Raw genomic sequence first — 16,384 nt, 5'->3', positions numbered from 1 at the left:
ACGAGCCGCGCCCGGACCGAGCATGAGGATGGCCTGGTGACCCTGACGAGCGATGCTCCACAGGTGAATGGCGTGGACCCCGGCGGCGCCGGCAACCCCGAGGGAAACGCCCGACTCACCGCCGTCACCGGTGCGGTGCTGGTGTTGCTGCTTGCCGTACAGGGCTGGACCATCCTGTCCATCAGCCGACTGGTGACCGTCCACGTCTTCGTCGGGCTGTTGCTGACGGGGCCCGTCTGTCTGAAGCTCGCGAGCACCGGCTACCGGTTCGTCCGGTACTACACCGGCGCCCCCGCCTACCGCCGCCAGGGCCCTCCGCCGCTCGCACAACGGCTACTCGGCCCGCTGATGGTGGCCAGCACGGTCGGTGTCCTCGCCACCGGCCTGACCCTCGCACTGGTCGGACGCGACACCGGGCCCGTTCCCGTCCTGCTGCTGCACAAGGCCGCGTTCCTGTGCTGGGTCGGCGTCACCTCGCTGCACGTCCTGTTGCACCTGCCCCGCCTGGCCCGACTGCTCGGCGCCGACCTGCGCCGTCGTTCCAGCCAGCCCGGCCGACCCGCCCCCGGCCGCGGCCGTCGCTGGTCCGCCCTGACACTCGCGCTGACCGCCGGCACGGCCCTCGCGTTCGCCGGCGTGCACCTCGCAGCCACCTGGCAACGAGGGTGACCGAGGCGCGATGAAAGGACCGCTTGCCGCCCGCGTACCGGATCCGACCTGGACGGATGCCGCTTCAGCAGGCACAGGGAACTAGCTGTGGGGCCCTGCCCAACTCCGGCCCCCACCAGCGAGCACGAGGACGTCCTCGAGTCCTCGCAGGTGTCACCCGGCCGTGTGCGCGACCCGCGGGAAGCGGCGGCCTCAACCGGCGGAGCATCCGGGAAACCGGATGCCCTCTCCACCTGACGGGGACCGCCGGGCCTTGGGCCGCTGTCGTCGCGAAGCCGGTGCCGTCCGGAACTGCTGCGCCGGACGGCACCGGCTTCATGGAGTCCGAGGCGGTCTACCAGCGGCCGCGTCCCGGTGCGGAGTTGAGCTTGGCGCTGAGCGCCGACAGGAAGGTCGGAAGCCTGTCCACCGCGGATTTGGGGACCGGGGTGATCTGGACCGTCTCCCGCACCACGTCCTGCACGACGAGCTTGTAGGTACCGCCTTCCTCGATGAGTTCGGCGGCAAAGAGCAGTGTTTCCACCAGAGGTCCTCCGGCTGTCTGTCGTTCGACGAGTCAGGCGCCGTTGAGCCAGGCGTTCCACGCCTTGGTGGCCTGCTGCTCGTCCGCGTCATCGGCGAACAGGTGGTGGCCCAGCCAGATCGGCCAGTTCCACGAGCTCCCGTCGAAGAAGCGGTACAGCGCGTCCGGGCCGCGCAGGCCGACGAAGTCGCGGCTGAGCCAGTCCACGACCATCTCCACCGGGCCGTCCCCGCCCGGGAGGTCGACCGAGAGCCGGTCGCCGACGGCCGTGCCGACGGCCAGACCGAGCCGCCGGCGCAGGGCGGCGAACTCGGCGGGATCGGCGCTCGGCCCAGGCCGGTCGGCCTTGACGTAGACGGCGGGACGCCCCGCGAAGTGCGTCAGGTACTCGGCCAGGCTGTGCTGGTAGAAGTCGACGTGCTTCTCGGCCGCGTCCGCCCTGGTGTCCCAGCCGTCGTCGACGACGCCCTCGTGCACCCAGTGGATCCCCATGCGCAGGTGGCTCGTTCCGCCGTCAGCCGCCTCGATGTGGTAGCTGAGCGTGTTGGAGAACCCGCCGTCCCTGGTCGCCCGGACGGCGAAGTGGTGCGGCGGCTCCCACGCCACGACGGTCCCGTCACCGCGGGAGACCTTCCCGCCGACGTGCGGCTCGATCTCCATGGGGTAGAGCCAGCCGAGGTTGCCGCCGGCGGTGGCGACCGTGCGCCAGACCTGGTCGGGCGTGGCAGGCAGCTCCTGCTCCCTGCGGACCTGGAACTCTCGGGCCATGATCGGTTCTCCTTTGTCGTCGGTCAGGTGTCAGTAGGTGAGGGTGAGGGCGCTCAGCCGCCGTTGCAGCGGGTTGGGCCGCCATTCGAGGACCGCCCCGTCGGCCAGCCGCAGCTGTGGGAGCCGGCGGACCAGCGTGCCGATGGCCAGCTCGGCCTGGAGCTTGGCCAGCGGTCCGCCGAGGCAGAAGTGGGGGCCGTTGCCGAAGCTCAGGTGCCGGTTGCCGGGGCGGGACAGGTCGAGCCGGTCGGGGTCGTCGAACCGCTCGGGGTCGCGGTTGGTCGAGCCGAGGGACAGAAACACCAGCTCTCCCTCGCGCAGCGTCTCCCCACCGATCGGGACGTCCTCGGCGGCAACCCGGATGATCGCCTGGGTCGGCGTGTCGTACCGGACCAACTCGTCGACGGCCGTGCGGATCAGCGAAGGCTCGTCCCGCAGCCGGGCCAGCTGGTCGGGGTGGCGCAGCAGGGCGAGGGTCCCGTTGCCGATCAGGTGGGTGGTCGTCTCGTCGCCGGCGGTGACGAGGACGAAGCAGGTCGACAACAGTTCCGCGTCGGTGAGCTGATCGCCTCGTGCCTGCGCGGTGACCAGGGCGCTGATCAGATCCTCGCCCGGGTCCGCCCGACGCTGCCGGATGAGCCGGGACAGGTACTCCTCGAACTCGTCGATGGCCGCCTCGGCCTGGACGATGTCCTGGGTCAGGCTGCCCAGCCGACGGAACCACGTTTTGACGCGCGACCGGTCCTCGGGCGGGATGCCGAACAGCTCGCAGACGACGGACAGCGGCAGTGGCGAGGCGACCGCCTCGATGAGGTCCATGGCCGGCCCTGCGGCCACGGCTCGGTCGAGGAGCCCGTCCACGATCGCCTGGACGCGTTCCCGCAGGGCCTCGACGCGCCGGGCTGTGAACGCCTTGTTCACCAGCTTGCGCAGCCGGGCGTGGTCCGGCGGATCGGTGTTGGTCATCACCCTGCCGAGCCGGCTGGTGAGCCGGCTCAGCTCCTTCGGGTTGCCGCCCAGTGCGCCCAGGGCCCGGGTCACCCGGTCGCGGTCGTTGGACAGGCGCAGGTCGCCCAGGGCCGCCTCGACGTCGGCGTACCGGGTGAGGTACCAGATACCCTGCGGGCTGCGGTGGACCGGGCACTCTCGGCGCATCCGCGCGTAGAGCGGGTACGGGTCCCGGCGGAACTCCGGCGTGTGCATCTCCGCCGCCAGGTCGCCGGGCCCCTCCGGATCCGCCGCTGGGTCACCGGGCCCCACTGGGCCCGCCGCGGTGCGGGTCTCGCCCACAGTGTCGGTGGGGTTCACTTCTGCCGCTCTACCGCTGGGCGTTCATGGCGTCGACGAGGCTCTTGGGCCGCATGTCGGTCCAGCTCTGCCCGACGAACTCCAGGCAGGCGGCGTGGGTGTCGGGGCCGTGGGCGACGGTCCACCCCGCGGGGACGTCGGCGAACTGGGGCCAGAGCGAGTGCTGGTTCTCCTCGTTGACGAGCACGAGGAAGGTGCCGTCCTGGTCGTCGAACGGGTTGGTCATGGGGATCAGTCCTCCTGGTTGCGGGTTGGGGTGTCACCGGTGGCCTCGGCGAGCCTGGCGGCCAGGATCGGTCCGATCTGGGCCAGCGAGCCGGGCTGGGTCATCCGGTCGTGCCGGGTGGTGATCTCGTGCGATTCGATCCGGCCGGCGACGTACGGGCGCCAGGTCCCGGGCCCGGCATTGTCCTCGGCACGGTCGATCGTGGAGTTGAAGAGCAGCAGGTCTCCCTCGAACCTGCCGGGGACGAAGTCGACTGCCAGCTTCGCGTTGTTGATCATGATGTGGACGATGACCTCGATCTGCCGCTCCGTCAGGCCGGCCAGCGCACTGCCCCGCTCGCGCAGGACCTCGGCGACCTCGCCGTAGGTCAGCGGCCGATCGCCCAGCTCGTCCGGGTCGACGTCGAGCACACCGACGAGCACGTCCCGCTCGGTCGGAACGGGCATCTCCTCGAACACCACGTCCTTCACCGGGTAGGCGTCGAGGATCGCGAGCAGCGCGGTCCGCTCGCCGCGTGCCTGCAGCTCGCACGCGATCGCGTGGGCGATCAGCCCGCCGGCGGACCAGCCGAGCAGCAGGTACGGACCCTCCGGCTGGATCTTGCGGATCTGGTCGGTGTAGTCGGCCGCCATCTCCTCGAAGGACGTCGGCCGGGGTTCGGGCCGGCCGAGGCCGCGCGCCTGGATCGCGTAGACCGGATACTCCGGGCCGACGTGGTTCAGCAGGCCGGAGTACGACCAGCTGATGCCGCCGCCGGGGTGGATGCAGAACAGCGGTGTACCGGTCCCGGTCGTGCGCAGCGGCAGCACCACGTCCAGCGCGTCGTCGGGATCGTTCATGACCAGGCGTTCCGTGAGCCCGGCCACGGTCGGCGCCTCGAACAGCGTGCGCAGGCCCACCTCGACGCCGAGGGTCTCACGGACGCGGGAGACCAGGCGGGCGGCCAGCAGCGAGTGCCCGCCCAGGTCGAAGAAGCTGTCGTCGATGCGCACCTGCTGCCGACCGAGGACCTCGGCGAACAGGTCGCACAGCAGCTGCTCCTGCGGCGTCCGGGGGCCGCGGCCGGTGCCCGTCGTGCCGTACTCGGGGGCCGGCAGGGCGGCCCGGTCCAGCTTGCCGTTGGCGGTCAGCGGCAGCACGTCCAGGGTGACGAACGCCGACGGCACCATGTACTCGGGCAGCTCGCGGCGCAGCCGCTCGGACAGCTCGCCCGACTCGGGAGCGCCCTCGGGTGCGGGCACCAGATAGGCGACCAGCCGCTTGTCGCCCGGCTGGTCCTCGCGGGCGACGACGGCCGCCTGGGCGACACCCGGGCAGCTCGCGAGCACGGCCTCGATCTCTCCGGGCTCGATCCGCAGGCCCCGCAGCTTGACCTGGTGGTCGGCGCGGCCGGCGAACTCCAGCGTGCCGTCGGCCAGCCACCATGCCAGGTCACCGGTGCGGTACATCCGGCTTCCGGGCGGCCCGTACGGGTCGGCGGTGAAGCGCTCCGCAGTCAGGCCGGGCCGGCCGAAGTAGCCCCGGGCCACGCCCACTCCGGCGAGGTACAGCTCGCCGACCAGGCCCATCGGCACCGGCCGCAGTTGGTCGTCGAGCACGTAGGCACGCATGTTCGCCATCGGCCCGCCGATCGGCACGGTCGCGGCGTGCTCGGGGAGGGTGCGCACCGAGTGGCAGGTGGCCAGGGTCGTGGCCTCGGTGGGCCCGTAGCCGTTGACCACCTCGATGCCGGGGCAGGCCGCCAGAACCCGGGCGACGGCGGCCGGGGAGACCACGTCACCGCCGGTCCACACCTCGCGCACCCCGGCGAGAAGGCCTGGCCGTTCCTCGGCGACCAGACGGAACAGGCCGGCCGTCAGCCACAGGCCGGTCACCCCGTGCGCGGTGACCGTGTGCTGGAGCAGGTCGAGGTCGAGGCGCTCGGGCGGTGCGACCACGACCCGGCCGCCGCTGAGCAGCGGCACCCACAGCTCGTAGGTCGAGAGGTCGAAGGCGGTCGGGGAGTGCATCAGCACCCGCTCGTGCCCGCCGCCGTGCCATTCGGGGGTGAGCGCGAGGCCCACGACGTCGCGGTGGGTGACGGCCACGCCCTTCGGCCGCCCGGTCGAGCCGGAGGTGTACATGATGTACGCCAACTGCCCTTGGTCACAACGGACTTCCACGTCCGAGGTATTCGGCTCACCCTGGATCAGCGCGGTCAGAACGTCCTCGGTGAGCACCAGCGCGGCTTCGGTCTCCCGGAGGATCAGGTCGATGCGGGACGAGGGGAAGCGCGAGTCGAGCGGGACGTAGGCGCCGCCCGCCTTGATGATCGCCAGGATCGCCACGACCAGCTCCGCCGAGCGGTCCAGCATGACCGCGACCGGAGTCTCCGGCCGCACGCCCTGACGGATCAGCGCCCGCGCGAGGCGGTTGGCCCGCAGGTCGAGTTCCCGGTAGGTCAGTTCGGTGCCGTCCGCGACGACGGCGACCGCGTCCGGGATGGCCCGCACCTGGCGGGCGAACAGCTCCGGCACCGCAGCCTCGGGCAGCTCGGCGGCGGTGTCGTTGAACTCGCCGAGCAGCCGGTGGCGTTCCTCGCCCGACAGGATGTCGATCCGGCTGATCGGCCGGTCGGGGTCGGCGACTGCTGCGCGCAGCAGCCGTGCCCAGCGCTCGAACAGCAGCTCCACGGTGGGCGCGTCGAACAGGTCGGTGGCGTACTCCACCGCGCCGACCAGGCCGTCCGGGCCGCCGTCCGGGCGGAACTGCTCGGCCAGGCTGAACGTCAGGTCGACCCGCGCTGTGCCGGTTGGCGCCTCCAAGTGGCCGGTCTCCAGCCCCGGCAGCGCGAACTCGCCGAGCGGCGCGTTCTGCAGGGCCAGCATGATCTGGAACAGCGGGTGGTGCGCCAGCGACCGCACCGGGTTGACCACCTCGACCAGGTACTCGAACGGCACGTCCTGGTGGTCGTACGCGGTGAGCGCCTTCTGCCGCACCCGACCGAGCAGGTCGGCGAAGCCGGGGTCGCCGCTGGTGTCGGTGCGCAGCACCAGGGTGTTGACGAAGAACCCGACGAGCTCGTCCAGGGCCTGGTCGGTACGGCCGGCGATCGGGCTCCCGATCGGGATGTCCGTACCGGCGCCGAGCCGGGTGAGCAGCGCGGCGAGGCCGGCCTGGAGCACCATGAACATGCTGGCGCCGCGCGTGGTGGCCAGGTCCCGCAGCGCCTGGTGCAGTTCGGCGTCCAGCCGGACCACCACCCGGCCGCCCAGCTGGGAGGCCACCGGCGGCCGGGGCCGGTCGACGGGCAGCTGCACCTGCTGCGGAATTCCCGCCAACTCGTCCTTCCAGTAGGCAAGTTGACTGGCAAACAGGCTGTCCGGGTCGGCGGCGTCGCCGAGCAGGTCGCGTTGCCAGCCGGTGTAGTCGGCGTACTGCACCGGCAGCGGGGACCACCGCGGCTCCTCGCCCCGGCAGCGCGCCGCGTAGGCCGCCGCGAGGTCGCCGGAGAGCGGGCCCATCGACCAGCCGTCGGCGGCGATGTGGTGCACCACGACCATCAGCACGTGCCGGTCGGGCGCGAGCGCGTACAGCTCCGCCCGCACCGGCGGCTCCGCGGCCAGGTCGAACCCGCGCCGGGCCGCCTCCGCCAGCCGCTCGGCCAGCCGGCTCTCGTCGAGCTCGACCACCGGCAGCGCCGGGTGCGCCTGTGCGGCGCTCAGCACGACCTGGTACGGCACACCGTCCGTCTCGCGGAAGACCGTTCGCAGGCTCTCGTGCCGGGCGACCACGTCCGCGAGCGCGGCGTGCAGGGCCGACCGGTCGAGGCCGCCGGTCAGGCTCAGCGCGAAGGGCATGTTGTAGGTCGCGCTCGGCCCGTCCATCCGGTGCAGGAACCACAGGCGGCGCTGGGCGAAGGACAGCGGCACCCGTTCGGGTCGCGGCCGGGCGGTCAGCGCGGGCCGCGCCGTTCCGAAGCCGTCGAGGCGGGCCGCCAGAGCGGCCACGGTCGGGGTCTCGAACAGACTCCGGACTTCCAGCTCCGCGCCGAGGGTCGCCCGGACCCGGGCGGCCAGGCGGGTCGCCAGCAGCGAGTGCCCGCCCAGGTCGAAGAAGCTGTCCTCGACACCGACCTGTGCCAGTCCTAGCACCTCGGCGTACAGCTCGGCGAGGAGTTGCTCCTGCGGGGTGCGCGGCGCCCGCCCGGCTCCGGCCGAGCCGAAGTCGGGAGCGGGCAGCGCGCGGCGGTCGAGCTTGCCGCTGGCCGTCAGCGGCAGCGCCTCCAGCGCCACGAGCGCCGACGGGATCAGGTAGTCGGGCAGCCGCCCGCGCAGCCAGTCGCGGAGTTCGCCGATGAGGGCACCGGTGCCCCGGCTGCCGGTCGGGTGGTTGGTCAGCGACGACAGCGCCCTGCCTGCACCCCGGGCCGGCCGGTACGGCTCGACCGGGAAGCCGTGAAGCGCCCGCGGGTCGGCGAAGACCACGTCCACGGCGTCGGCCGCGGTGGCCGACCAGGTGACGCCCACCCAGCAGTCGAGTTCCCGCCCCAGGGCGTGGAAGTCGTCCGGGTCGGGGAGGTCGCTCTTCTCCGGGGCGTGCAGCCGTTCCAGCAGCTCGGCGAGCGACCCGTCCCCGTTCTGCACCGCCCGGGCCAGGGCGGACTCCCGCACCACGCGGCGGTTCGGCACCCCGGTGATCCGCAGCACGTCCGCGTGCGGCCGGGCGAGCAGCTCGCCCAGCTCGGCCAGATCGGCGACCTGCCGACCCCACTCCAGCTCGACGCGCCGGCTCGGGGCCGCCGGGGTGACCGGCGGCTTGTGCAGGGTGACGTCGTAGCGGTAGCGGGTCAGCTCATTGTGGTGCCGACCGCGCTTGACCTCCACGGCCACCGCGCCGATGTCCGTGCCGCGCCCCCGCAGGACGGCGAAGAAGTCCGGGTCGACCAGGAGCTCCTTCTCCACCCTGACGGCCTGCTCCACCGCGCGGCGCACCGCGGTGAGGTCGGCGCCGTCGCCGATCCGGTGCAGCTGGACGGCGGTGGCCAGCGGGCGCAGCAGCCGCAGGTTGCGTACGTCGCCGACGAAGAGCGCGCCGCCGGGGGCGAGCAGGCCCATCAGCCGGTTGATCACGTCCGCGAGGTAGTCGGCGGACGGGAAGTACTGGACCACCGAGTTGATCACGATGGTGTCGAACTCCCCGGCGGGCAGCCCGTCGGTGTCGTGCGCCGGGCGGGTCTGCAGCACGACGCGCCCGGCCAGGTCCTGCTGCCGGGCCACCTGCGCGGTCAGCGCGTCGATCGCGGTGGCGGAGAAGTCGGTCGCCCAGTAGCTCTCGCAGTGCGGAGCGATCTGCGAGAGCAGCAGACCGGTGCCGACACCGACTTCCAGCACCCGACGGGGGCGCAGGGCCAGGATGCGCTCCACGGTGGCGTCCCGCCACTCCCGCATCTGCTCGACGGGGATCGGGCTCGCGTCGTAACTGCTGTTCCAGCCGACGAAGTTCTGCCCGAAGGCGGTTTCCTCGGGAGCGATGGGCAGGGCGTCGTAGATGTCCTGCCACTCGCCCACGTGATCCGCTTCGAGGCCGCTGTCGCGGGCCGCGTCCTGGCGCGGGACGACGTAGCCGACGAGCCGGTCGTCCTGGGCGAGGACGGCGGCCCGGGCGACGGCCGGGTGCTCGGCCAACACCGCCTCGACCTCGCCGGGCTCGACCCGGAAGCCTCGGACCTTCACCTGGTCGTCGGCGCGGCCGAGGTACTCCAGCTGGCCGTCGTTGCGCCAGCGCACCAGGTCGCCGGTGCGGTACATGCGCTCACCGGCCCAGAACGGGCAGGCGACGAACCGTCCGGCCGTCAGGCCCGGCCGGTTCAGGTAGCCGCGCGCCAGACCCGCGCCCGCGACGTACAGCTCCCCCGCCACCCCCGGCGGCACCGGCCCCAGTTGCCCGTCCAGTACGTACACCCGGGTGTTGGCGATCGGACGGCCGATCGGTGGTGCACCCGCCCCCGGGGACAGCGGGTCGCTCATGGTCGCGCACACCGTGGTCTCGGTCGGGCCGTACGCGTTGATCATCCGCCGGCCCGGTGCCCAGCGTTCCACCAGCTCCGGCGGACATGCCTCCCCCGCCACCACCAGCGTCGACACGGTCACCGAGCCCTCCGGCACGGCAGCGAGGACGGACGGGGGAACGGTCACATGGGTGACCTTGAGGCCCGAGTCGGTCAGCGCGGCAAGCGGCTCGGCCGCAGGAGGCAGCACCAGGGCCGCGCCGCGCAGCAGGGCGGTGTAGATCTCGGACACCGAGGCGTCGAAGCTGGGCGAGGCGAACTGGAGCACCCGGCTTTCGGGTTCGATCGCGAAGCGCTCGATCTGTCCGGCGACCAGACTCGCCACACCGCCGTGGCCGACCACGACGCCCTTGGGGCGGCCGGTCGAACCCGAGGTGAAGATCACGTAGGCGGGCTGCCGGACGTCGAGCGCGACGACGGGGTCGGTCTCCGGCCATGGGGACACCTCGGTCACCAGCGCCGGGTCGTCGACCATCAGTGCCGGCTGGGCGTCCGCCAGCATGAACGCGATCCGCGACTGCGGGTACGCCGGGTCCACCGGCAGGTAGGCGGCCCCGGCTTTCAGCACACCGAGGACGGCCACCACTGACTCCACCGAACGCGGCAGCGCCACGGCTACGATCTGCTCCGGCCCCACGCCCCGGGCGATCAGTGAGTGCGCGAACCGGTTCGCCCAGGCATTCAACTGACTGTACGTCAACTCGACATCGCCGCACACCAGCGCGACCGCGTCCGGTGTCGCCGCCACCTGTGCCGCGAACGCCTGCGGCACCGGGGCGGCCGCCACCTCACGGGCGGTCGCGTTGCCCCGTTCCAGCAGCCGGTGCCGCTCGTCTGCGTCGAGGAGGTCGATCCCGCCGATCGACTGGTCCGGGTCGGCGGTGACCGCCTCCAGGAGGAGCGTCCAGCGCCTGGCGAGGGCGGTGACCGTCGAGCGGTCGAACAGGTCGGTGGCGTACTCCACCGCGCCGACGATCCCGGCCGGGCTGCCGTCCGGACCGAACTGCTCGGCGAGGCTCACACCCAGGTCGAACTTGGCGGTTCCGGTGGCCACCGCGTAGGTGGCGACGTCCAGCCCGGGCAGCGAGAACCGGCCCATCGGAGCGTTCTGCACGGCCAGGATGGTCTGGAACAGCGGGTGGTGCGACAGCGACCGGGACGGGTTCAGCACCTCCACCAGGTGCTCGAACGGCACGTCCTGGTGCGCGTACGCCGACAGCGCCGTCTCCCGCACCCGGTCCAGCAACTCCGCGAAACTCGGATCGCCACTCGTGTCCGTCCGCAGCACCAACGTGTTCACGAAGAACCCGACCAGATCGTCCAACGCCTCGTCGGTACGCCCCGCGATCGGACTCCCGATCGCGATGTCCGTCCCCGCGCCCAACCGCGTGTACAGCGCCGCCAACGCCGCCTGCAGCACCATGAACAGACTGGTGCCGGTGCGCCGCGCCAACTCCGCCAGGGCGGCGTGCAGTTCGGGGCTCAGCTCCAGGCCGACGTGATCCCCGCGCCAGCCGGCGACGGCCGGCCGCGGCCGGTCGGCGGGCAGCTGGACCAGCTCCGGCAGGTCGGACAGCTGCCGCTTCCAGTAGTCGAGCTGCTCGGCGAACCGGCTCTGGGGGTCGGCGGCGTCGCCGAGCAGGTCGCGCTGCCACAGCGTGTAGTCGGCGTACTGCACCGGCAGGTCCGGCCAGCTCGGCGCGCGGCCCTCGCTCCGGGCGGCGTAGGCCTCGGCCAGGTCTCGGGCCAGCGGACCGGTGGACCAGCCGTCACCGGCGATGTGGTGCATGACCAGCAGCAGCACGTGCTCGTCCGGCGCGACCGCGAACAGCCCCGCCCGCAGCGGCACTTGCGCCGCCAGGTCGAAGGGCCGCCGGGCGAACTCGGCGAGCCGCTCCGGCAGTTCGGCCTCCGACACCTCGGCCAGCCGGGCCCGGGGCCGGGCCGCAGCCGGGTCCAGGACGCGCTGGCACGGGACGCCGTCGACCTCCGGGAACACCGTCCGCAGGCTCTCGTGCCGGGCCACCACATCGGCCAGCGCCTCGTCCAGCGCGGCCCGGTCGAGCGTCCCGGTCAGTTGGAGCGCCAGCGGGATGTGGTACGTCGCGGCGGCGCCGTCCATGCGGTGCAGGAACCAGAGCCGGCGCTGGGCGAAGGACAGCGGCACCGCCTCCAGCCGCTCCCGCACGGTCAGCGCCGGGCGGACGCGGTCGGCCCCGGCCAACGCCGCAGCCAGGCCCGCCACGGTGGGCGCCTGGAAGAGCGCGCGCAGCCCCAGCTCCACACCGAGCACCGAGCGAACCCGGGCAGCCAGCCGGGTGGCGAGCAGGGAGTGCCCGCCCAGGTCGAAGAAGTCGTCGTCGACCCCGACCCCCGGCAGGCCCAGCACCTCGGCGAACAGCTCACACAGGATCTGCTCCTGCGGCGTGCGCGGCGCCCGGACCGTCGCCCTGGACGCCGTCTCGAGCGCGGGCAGCGCCGCCCGGTCCAGCTTCCCGTTCGGCGTCAGCGGCAACGCGTCCAACAGCACGAACGCCGACGGCACCAGATAGTCCGGCAGCCGCTCGCGCAGGTACGCCGCCAGCTCCGCCGGACGGACGGCCTCGTCGGGACGGGCCGCCGCGTAGCCGACGAGCCTGTCGTCCTGGGCGAGGACGGCAGCCCGGGCGACGGCCGGGTGCTCGGCCAGCGCCGCCTCGACCTCGCCGGGCTCGATGCGGAAGCCGCGGACCTTCACCTGCTGGTCCGCGCGGCCGACGTACTCCAGCTCGCCGTCGGCCCGGCGCCGCGCCACGTCGCCGGTGCGGTACATCCGCGCGCCCGCCGGCCCGTACGGGTTGGCGACGAAGCGCGTGGCCGTGAGCCCGGGCCGGTTCAGGTAGCCGCGGGCCAGCCCCGGGCCGGCGACGTACAGCTCCCCTGCCACCCCCGGCGGCACGACGCGCAGCTGCTCGTCGAGCACGTACACCCGGAAGCCCGCGACCGGTCGGCCGATCGGCGGCACACCGGACCCCGGCGACAGCGGTTCGCTCATGGTCGCGCACACCGTGGTCTCGGTCGGACCGTACGCGTTGATCATCCGCCGCCCGGGCGCCCAGCGTGCCACCAGCTCCGCCGCACAGGCCTCACCCGCCACCACCAGCGTGGCGGCCGTGAGTTCGGCACCGTCCAGCGCGGCCAGGGCCGAGGGCGGGAGCGTCACATGGGTGACGGAGAGTCGGCGGTCCGTCAGGGCCTCCAGCGGCGCCTCTGCCGGGGCCAGGACGAGGGTGGCGCCGGTGAGCAGGGCGCTGCAGAGGTCCCAGAACGACGCGTCGAAGCTGGGCGAGGCGAACTGGAGGACCCGGCTGCCCGGCACCACGCCGAGCCGCTCGACCTGCGCCGCCACCAGGCCCGACACACCGGCGTGGCTGACCACGACGCCCTTGGGCCGGCCGGTCGAACCCGATGTGTAGATCACGTACGCCGGATGCCGGACGTCGAGCGCGATCTTCGGATCGGTGTCCGGCCAGTCATCCTCAGCCACCAGCGCCGGGTCGTCGATCACCACCGTCGGCCGCGCGTCCTCCAGCATGAACGTGATCCGCGACTCCGGGTACGCCGGATCCACCGGCAGATAAGCGGCTCCCGCCTTCAGGACGCCGAGGATGGCCACCACGGACTCCACCGACCGCGGCAACGCCACCGCCACGACCTGCTCCGGACCGACTCCCCGCGCGATCAGCGCATGCGCGAACCGGTTCGCCCAGGCATCGAGCTGACGATAGGTCACTTCGGTTTCGCCGCCGACCAGAGCGACGGTCTCCGGCGTCGCCGCTACCTGCGCCGCGAACATCTCCAGTGGGCTCACCGCGGCCACCCCGCCCTCAACGGAAGGAAGCAGCTCGCTGCGCTCCTCGGCGGACAGCAGGTCGATCCCGCCGATCGGCCGGTCGGGCGCGACAGCGACCGCGGCCAGCAGCCTGGTCCACCGGGCGACCAGGGCCTCGACCGTCGGGCGGTCGAACAGGTCGGTGCTGTACTCGACGGCACCGCTGATTCCGGCCGGCGCGCCGTCAGTACCGCGTTCCTCCGCAAGACCGAAGGTCAGGTCGAGCCGCGAGGTCCCGGTGGGCACGGTCACCCCGGAGACCCGGAGGCCGGGGAGGTCGAAGTCGCCGCCCGGAGCGTTCTGCACGACCAGCCCGGTCTGGAACAGCGGGTGGTGCGACAGCGACCGGGACGGGTTCAGCACCTCCACCAGGTGCTCGAACGGCACGTCCTGGTGCGCGTACGCCGACAGCGCCGTCTCCCGCACCCGCCCCAACAACTCCGCGAAACTCGGATCGCCACTCGTGTCCGTCCGCAGCACCAACGTGTTCACGAAGAACCCGACCAGATCGTCCAACGCCTCGTCGGTACGCCCCGCGATCGGACTCCCGATCGCGATGTCCGTCCCCGCGCCCAACCGCGTGTACAGCGCCACCAACGCCGCCAGCAGCACCATGAACAAACTTGCACCCGACCTCCTGGCCAACTCCACTAGAGCGGCGTGCAGTTCAGCGTCGATCCGGAGTTCCAGCAGGTCGCCGCCGTACGACATGGCGGCCGGGCGCGGCCGGTCGACGGGCAGCCGCAGCTGCTCGGGCAGCCCGGACAACTCCTCGCTCCAGTAGGCGACCTGGCGGGCAAACACGCTGTCCGCGTCGCGCTCGTCGCCGAGGATCTCGTGCTGCCACAGGGTGTAGTCGCCGTACGTCACCGGCAGCGGCGGCCACGCGGGCGCCCCGCCGCCACGCCGGGTGGCGTACGCGGTGGCGAGGTCGCGGGCCAGTGGGCCCATGGACCAGCCGTCACCGGCGATGTGGTGCATGACGACCAGCAGCACGTGCTCATCCGGGGCGAGCGTGAACAGCTCGGCCCTGAGCGGCACTTCGGTCTCCAGGTCGAATCCTCGCACCGCCGCCTCCCGCAGCAGCACCGGCAGCTCCGCCTCAACCGAGTGACGTACCGTCAGCTCGATGGTGACCTCGGCGGCGTCCAGCACCCGCTGGCGCGGGACACCCGCGGTGTGCGGGAACACCGTTCGCAGCGTCTCATGGCGGGCCACCACGTCCGCCAGCGCCGCCCCCAGCGCCCCCTGGTGGAGGTCGCCGGACAGCCGCAGGGCCAACGGCATGTGGTACGTGGCGCTGGGCGTCCCGAACTGCTGCAGGAACCACAGACGGCGCTGCGCGAACGACAGCGGCATCGGCTCCAGGCGCGGCCTGGGCAGCAGCGCCTTCCGCGCGGTGCCGGCGTCGTGCAGCTGGGCCGTGAGCGCGGCCGGCGTGGGTGTCCGGAACAGACTGCGCAGCTCCAGCTCGACCCCGAGGGTCGCCCGCACCCGCGACACCAGCCGGGTCGCCAGCAGCGAGTGCCCGCCCAGCTCGAAGAAGCCGTCGTCGACGCCCACCTGGGGCAGCCCGAGCACCTCGGCGAACAGCTCACACAGGATCTGCTCCTGCGGGGTGTGCGGCGCACGGCCCGTCCCCGCGCTCCCGGTGTCGGGCGCGGGCAGCGCCGCCCGGTCCAGCTTCCCGTTCGGCGTCAGCGGCAACGCGTCCAACAGCACGAACGCCGACGGCACCAGATAGTCCGGCATCCGCTCGCGCAGGTACGCCGCCAGCTCCGCCGCCGTCGGCCCGCTCCCGGCCAAGGGCACGACGTACGCGACGATCCGGGTCTCCCCCGGCCGGTCCTCGCGGGCGAGCACCGCGACCTGGGCCACGCCCTGGTGCGCGGCCAGCTCCGCCTCGATCTCGCCCGGCTCGATCCGGAAGCCGCGGACCTTCACCTGGTGGTCCACCCGGCCGGCGAACTCCAGCTCCCCGTCGGCCCGCCAGCGGACAAGGTCACCCGTGCGGTACATCCGGGAGCCCGCCGGGCCGAACGGACACGCCACGAACCGCTGCGCACTCAGTCCGGGCCGGTTCAGATAGCCGCGGGCCAGCGCCGCCCCGGCCAGGTACAGCTCACCCGTCACTCCCGGGGCGACCGGCCGCAGGGCCGAATCCAGCACATAAACCTGGCAGTTGGCGATCGGACGGCCGATGGGTACCGGCAGCGGGCAGTCGGCGGGGTCGGTCGGCAGCGGGTAGGCGGTGACCACATGGGTCTCGGCGGGGCCGTAGTGGTTGTGCAGTTCCCGGCCCGGCCGGCGGAGCTGGAAGCGGCGCAGCGCGCTGCCCAGCCGCATGGCCTCGCCGGCCTGGGCGATCAGCCGCAAGCTCGGCAGTGCCTGCCCGGCCTCCTCGGCGGCCTCCGCAAGCGCCTCGACCACCAGGTTGGGCGCGAACAGCTCCTCGACCTGGTGCCGGTCCAGCCACTGGGCCAGCAGCTCGGCGCTGCGGCGCTGCTCGTCGGTGGGGACCACCAGGGTCTTCCCGAACAGCAGCGCGGACAGCATCTCCTGCGCCGAGACGTCGAAGCTGATCGCGGTGAACTGCGCCGTGCGCGTGCCGGGTTCGCCGCCGACGGCGCGGTGGTGCCACCCGAGCAGGTTCACCAGGCCGGCTGCGGGCATCACCACGGCCTTGGGCCGGCCGGTGGAGCCGGAGGTGTAGATGACGTAGGCCGGGTGCCGCGCGTCCAGGGCGACGACCGGATCGGTCTCCGGCTGCTCCCCCGCCGGCGTGACGTCCGCCAGGTCGTCAAGCACGACCGCCGGCCGCGCGTCCTCCAGCATGTACGCGATGCGGGCGGCCGGGTAGTCCGGGTCGACCGGCAGGTAGGCGGCCCCGGTCTTGAGCACCGCGAGCACCGCGACCACCAGCTCGACCGAGCGCGGCAGCCGCACGGCGACAACCTGCTCCGGCCCCAC

The 16,384-nt window shown here is 72.9% G+C and carries 6 protein-coding genes; 1 reads left to right on the top strand and 5 read right to left on the bottom strand.

Translation table 11 applies throughout. The annotated features are described in order from the left end of the window. Positions 1-63 precede the first annotated feature (63 nt). Positions 64-669, top strand: coding sequence for a hypothetical protein (locus ACWDAK_RS11550; protein ID WP_344637581.1), 606 nt, complete (start codon positions 64-66; stop codon positions 667-669). A gap of 334 nt (positions 670-1,003) precedes the next feature. Here the strand turns inward: ACWDAK_RS11550 and ACWDAK_RS11545 are convergent, their stop codons facing one another. The 5 genes from ACWDAK_RS11545 to ACWDAK_RS11525 all read right to left on the bottom strand — a co-directional run. Then, complete coding sequence (locus ACWDAK_RS11545) at positions 1,004-1,192, bottom strand: hypothetical protein (protein WP_344637582.1); 189 nt, start codon at positions 1,190-1,192, stop codon at positions 1,004-1,006. 33 nt (positions 1,193-1,225) lie between these two features. Beyond that, positions 1,226-1,960 (bottom strand): SRPBCC family protein, encoded by a 735-nt coding sequence (locus ACWDAK_RS11540; protein ID WP_344637583.1) that lies wholly within the window; start codon positions 1,958-1,960, stop codon positions 1,226-1,228. Between the two features lie 30 nt (positions 1,961-1,990). Further along, complete coding sequence (locus tag ACWDAK_RS11535) at positions 1,991-3,268, bottom strand: cytochrome P450 family protein (protein WP_427394813.1); 1,278 nt, start codon at positions 3,266-3,268, stop codon at positions 1,991-1,993. Between the two features lie 10 nt (positions 3,269-3,278). Beyond that, positions 3,279-3,494 (bottom strand): MbtH family protein, encoded by a 216-nt coding sequence (locus ACWDAK_RS11530; protein WP_344637585.1) that lies wholly within the window; start codon positions 3,492-3,494, stop codon positions 3,279-3,281. A gap of 5 nt (positions 3,495-3,499) precedes the next feature. After that, positions 3,500-16,384 (bottom strand): non-ribosomal peptide synthetase (locus ACWDAK_RS11525; protein ID WP_427394812.1); only part of this gene is annotated, 12,885 nt, incomplete at its 5' end.

This window comes from Kitasatospora sp. NPDC001175, from assembly GCF_053598215.1.
The sequence above is the reverse complement of the archived record's forward strand: the minus strand, read 5'-3'. Positions and strand labels throughout refer to the sequence as shown.

Bases quoted from the DNA above. Each gene is read 5' to 3' on its own strand.
- ACWDAK_RS11540 (WP_344637583.1), bottom strand. From the start codon at position 1,960: ATGGCCCGAGAGTTCCAGGTCCGCAGGGAGCAGGAGCTGCCTGCCACG.
- ACWDAK_RS11530 (WP_344637585.1), bottom strand. From the start codon at position 3,494: ATGACCAACCCGTTCGACGACCAGGACGGCACCTTCCTCGTGCTCGTC.